The sequence below is a fragment of the Streptomyces cellostaticus genome (assembly GCF_023630175.1).
In the GTDB taxonomy this organism is placed as follows: domain Bacteria; phylum Actinomycetota; class Actinomycetes; order Streptomycetales; family Streptomycetaceae; genus Streptomyces; species Streptomyces cellostaticus_A.
Window position 1 is genome coordinate 1 of record NZ_JALLIN010000104.1, and the last position, 3192, is coordinate 3192.

The 3192-nt window shown below is 57.0% G+C and carries 1 rRNA gene; it reads left to right on the forward strand.

The annotated features are described in order from the left end of the window. Positions 1–49 precede the first annotated feature (49 nt). Positions 50–3171 (forward strand): 23S ribosomal RNA (locus MXD57_RS31125). Positions 3172–3192: the final 21 nt, after the last annotated feature.

A 3192-nucleotide genomic window follows, 5' to 3' on the forward strand; every position in this document is an offset into this window, starting at 1 on the left:
GGGTGGCTGGTCGTTGTTTGAGAACTGCACAGTGGACGCGAGCATCTGTGGCCAAGTTTTTAAGGGCGCACGGTGGATGCCTTGGCACCAGGAACCGATGAAGGACGTGGGAGGCCACGATAGTCCCCGGGGAGTCGTCAACCAGGCTTTGATCCGGGGGTTTCCGAATGGGGAAACCCGGCAGTCGTCATGGGCTGTCACCCGCTGCTGAACACATAGGCAGTGTGGAGGGAACGAGGGGAAGTGAAACATCTCAGTACCCTCAGGAAGAGAAAACAACCGTGATTCCGGGAGTAGTGGCGAGCGAAACCGGATGAGGCCAAACCGTATGCGTGTGAGACCCGGCAGGGGTTGCGCATGCGGGGTTGTGGGATCTCTCTTCTGTCGTCTGCCGGCGGCAGGACGAGTCAGAAACCGTTGATGTAGGCGAAGGACATGCGAAAGGTCCGGCGTAGAGGGTAAGACCCCCGTAGTCGAAACGTCAGCGGCTCGTTTGAGAGACACCCAAGTAGCACGGGGCCCGAGAAATCCCGTGTGAATCTGGCGGGACCACCCGCTAAGCCTAAATATTCCCTGGTGACCGATAGCGGATAGTACCGTGAGGGAATGGTGAAAAGTACCCCGGGAGGGGAGTGAAATAGTACCTGAAACCGTGTGCCTACAAGCCGTGGGAGCGTCGGATACGTGCTTGCACGTATCTCGTGACTGCGTGCCTTTTGAAGAATGAGCCTGCGAGTTTGCGGTGTGTTGCGAGGTTAACCCGAGTGGGGAAGCCGTAGCGAAAGCGAGTCCGAATAGGGCGGTGGAGTAGCACGCTCAAGACCCGAAGCGGAGTGATCTAGCCATGGGCAGGTTGAAGCGGAGGTAAGACTTCGTGGAGGACCGAACCCACCAGGGTTGAAAACCTGGGGGATGACCTGTGGTTAGGGGTGAAAGGCCAATCAAACTCCGTGATAGCTGGTTCTCCCCGAAATGCATTTAGGTGCAGCGTCGTGTGTTTCTTGCCGGAGGTAGAGCACTGGATAGGCGATGGGCCCTACCGGGTTACTGACCTTAGCCAAACTCCGAATGCCGGTAAGTGAGAGCGCGGCAGTGAGACTGTGGGGGATAAGCTCCATGGTCGAGAGGGAAACAGCCCAGAGCATCGACTAAGGCCCCTAAGCGTACGCTAAGTGGGAAAGGATGTGGAGTCGCACAGACAACCAGGAGGTTGGCTTAGAAGCAGCCACCCTTGAAAGAGTGCGTAATAGCTCACTGGTCTAGTGATTCCGCGCCGACAATGTAGCGGGGCTCAAGCGTACCGCCGAAGTCGTGTCATTGCAGCATGTACTCCCAACGGAGGCTGTGATGGGTAGGGGAGCGTCGTCTGCCGGGTGAAGCGGCACTGGAAGGTAGTCGTGGACGGTTGACGAGTGAGAATGCAGGCATGAGTAGCGATACAAACGTGAGAAACGTTTGCGCCGATTGACTAAGGGTTCCTGGGTCAAGCTGATCTGCCCAGGGTAAGTCGGGACCTAAGGCGAGGCCGACAGGCGTAGTCGATGGATAACCGGTTGATATTCCGGTACCCGCTGTGAAGCGTCAAACATCGAGCATCGTGATGCTAAGGCCGTGAAGCCGCCCTGATCTCTTCGGAGTTGAGGGGAGTGGTGGAGCCGCTGAACCAAGCGGTTAGTAGGTGAGTGATGGGGTGACGCAGGAAGGTAGTCCATCCCGGGCGGTGGTTGTCCCGGGGTAAGGGTGTAGGACGAGTGGTAGGTAAATCCGCTGCTCTTGTGTCTGAGACCTGATGCCGAGCCGATTGTGGTGAAGTGGATGATCCTATGCTGTCGAGAAAAGCCTCTAGCGAGTTTCATGGCGGCCCGTACCCTAAACCGACTCAGGTGGTCAGGTAGAGAATACCGAGGCGTTCGGGTGAACTATGGTTAAGGAACTCGGCAAAATGCCCCCGTAACTTCGGGAGAAGGGGGGCCACGTCTGGTGATCGGATTTACTCCGTGAGCTGGGGGTGGCCGCAGAGACCAGCGAGAAGCGACTGTTTACTAAAAACACAGGTCCGTGCGAAGCCGTAAGGCGATGTATACGGACTGACGCCTGCCCGGTGCTGGAACGTTAAGGGGACCGGTTAGCTCCATTTCGGTGGGGCGAAGCTGAGAACTTAAGCGCCAGTAAACGGCGGTGGTAACTATAACCATCCTAAGGTAGCGAAATTCCTTGTCGGGTAAGTTCCGACCTGCACGAATGGCGTAACGACTTCTCGACTGTCTCAACCATAGGCCCGGTGAAATTGCACTACGAGTAAAGATGCTCGTTTCGCGCAGCAGGACGGAAAGACCCCGGGACCTTTACTACAGTTTGATATTGGTGTTCGGTTCGGCTTGTGTAGGATAGCTGGGAGACTTTGAAGTCCACACGCCAGTGTGGGTGGAGTCGTCGTTGAAATACCAGTCTGGTCGTGCTGGATGTCTAACCTGGGTCCGTGATCCGGATCAGGGACAGTGTCTGATGGGTAGTTTAACTGGGGCGGTTGCCTCCTAAAGAGTAACGGAGGCGCCCAAAGGTTCCCTCAGCCTGGTTGGCAATCAGGTGTTGAGTGTAAGTGCACAAGGGAGCTTGACTGTGAGACCGACGGGTCGAGCAGGGACGAAAGTCGGGACTAGTGATCCGGCGGTGGCTTGTGGAAGCGCCGTCGCTCAACGGATAAAAGGTACCCCGGGGATAACAGGCTGATCTTCCCCAAGAGTCCATATCGACGGGATGGTTTGGCACCTCGATGTCGGCTCGTCGCATCCTGGGGCTGGAGTCGGTCCCAAGGGTTGGGCTGTTCGCCCATTAAAGCGGTACGCGAGCTGGGTTTAGAACGTCGTGAGACAGTTCGGTCCCTATCCGCTGTGCGCGTAGGAGTCTTGAGAAGGGCTGTCCCTAGTACGAGAGGACCGGGACGGACGAACCTCTGGTGTGCCAGTTGTTCTGCCAAGGGCATGGCTGGTTGGCTACGTTCGGGAGGGATAACCGCTGAAAGCATCTAAGCGGGAAGCCTGCTTCGAGATGAGGACTCCCACCCACTTGATGGGGTAAGGCTCCCAGTAGACGACTGGGTTGATAGGCCGGATCTGGAAGCCAGGTAACTGGTGGAGGTGACCGGTACTAATAGGCCGAGGGCTTGTCCTCAGTTGCTCGCGTCCACTGTGT